Origin of the sequence: Nonomuraea maritima (genome assembly GCF_900100395.1) — a bacterium.
Taxonomy (GTDB): Bacteria; Actinomycetota; Actinomycetes; order Streptosporangiales; family Streptosporangiaceae; genus Nonomuraea; species Nonomuraea maritima.
In genome coordinates, this window is the sequence record NZ_FNFB01000008.1 from 1 (window position 1) to 1780 (window position 1780).

Annotated in this window: 1 protein-coding gene and 1 rRNA gene; both read left to right on the top strand. The window is 64.1% G+C overall.

What is annotated here, in order from left to right:
* The first annotated feature begins 105 nt into the window (after positions 1-105).
* A 5S ribosomal RNA gene (gene rrf / locus BLR04_RS15650) occupies positions 106-222 on the top strand.
* 1167 nt (positions 223-1389) lie between these two features.
* Positions 1390-1780 (top strand): hypothetical protein (locus BLR04_RS40650; protein WP_218128984.1); only part of this gene is annotated, 391 nt, incomplete at its 3' end.

Genomic DNA, 1780 nt, shown 5'->3' on the forward strand with positions numbered 1-1780 from the left:
GGTACTAATAGGCCGAGGACTTGACCTCAAAGCAGACTTTTCTTGCTCGCGTCCACTAGGCAATTCTGAGACAGCAAACAGTGATGTTTGTGTGTTTCGGAGGGTTACGGCGGTTATGGCGGGAAGGAAACACCCGGTTACATTCCGAACCCGGAAGTTAAGCTTCTCTGCGCCGATGGTACTGCACTCGGGAGGGTGTGGGAGAGTAGGTCACCGCCGGACAATCTTTGATGAGTGAGGGGTCTCGCCTTCGGGCGGGGCCCCTCCTCTGTTTTTGTTGTGGGTCGCGCTTGTGTGGGTTGTGATGGCGCGTTGCGTGTAGGTGTTGTTTGGGTTCTGCTGGTGGCGGGGCCCTTTTTTTGTTTGTAGGGGTTCCGCTGGTGGGCGGAGCCTCTTCTGTGTTGTGGGGCCCGGCTGTTGGGGCGGGCCCTTTTTGTGTTTGCGACGGTGTCGCTGGTTGAGCAGGCTCCTCTTCTTGGGTTTCGTGTCGTGCCGGCGTAGCGCGGACGCATGGCTGGCAGAAGATGGCGGTCCGCAGATGAGGGAGACACCACCGAGAACAGCTAGCAATAGACTGAGCGCGGCCTTCACCTGTGATGGCAAGCCCTCAACGCGCACATCCAGGCCTAGTCGACAACGGTCACGAACCAGCCGGCCGACAGGTCACCTCAAACCTTGCGACAGTGGCTGAGGAACAGCGGGCGGACAGCTCACCTCAGGCCTACGACACATGCCACACCGGCAAGCTCCCTGACGTCCTGGAGTCGTTATCCGACCAGGCAATCAGCAGTTCGGGGAGCTTCGCCATAACGGACGTAGCCGCGTCGGATGGGTGTTGATCAGCTCCGATGATGTGTATGCGAGCCGTAATGGTGGGCTGTCTGAATAAAGGGGAGCAGCTCTGTTCCGGGCTCTTGCGACTGCGGCCGGCGGCGGGTTTTTCGCAAGGAATCTTGTTGTGTGGTTCGTGTTTTCCCGGGTTATTCCTGCTTGGGGAGGGAGGTGCTGGATTGGTGTTGGCGTAGGCGTTCGGTGAATGGGTGCTCGCGTTCGGCGCAGGGACGTTCCACGGCTTGCTAGTCTGGAGGGCGCGGGCCACCCCCCACGGGTGGCCTTCGTCGCGTAAGGCCCGTCGGCGGGCGGCGACCAGCCACGGTGGACCGTTGTTGTGAGTCCGCTGGGTGAGCCAACGAAATGGACCAGAAGTGAACAGAGAAAACGGATCGGACGGCGGACAGCGCGGCCGCGGCGACGACGGAGACCGGCGCTCAGGCGACAGGAGCGGGGGGTACGGCTCTCGCGGACGAGACTCCGGCGGTGACCGTCCATTCCGTTCTGACGACAGGTCGCGTTCCTCGAACCGCGGAGGCGGATACGACAGAGGGCCGCGTGGAGACGACCGCGGCGGAAGCCGCGAAGGTGATGGCCGCCGGCCGTTCCGCGATCGGGATGATCGTGGCCCGCGTCGTGAAGGCGGGTACGGCGACAGGCGCGAGGGCGGGTTCGGTGGTCGCCGCGAGGGCGGTTACCGGGACAGCGGTCCTCGACGTGCGGGTGATGACCGCGGCGGTGCCGGCGGTGGCGACGAGCGACGTACCTATCGAGACCGTGACGAGCGCCAGCCCCGTCGTGAGGGTGGCTACGGCGATCGTCGCGAGGGCGGTTTCCGCGACGACCGCGGTCCGCGTCGTGAGGGCGGCTACGCCGATCGCGGTCCCCGTCGTGAAGGTGGTTCCGGCGACGACCGTGGACCGCGTCGTGAGGGCGGATACGGCGACCG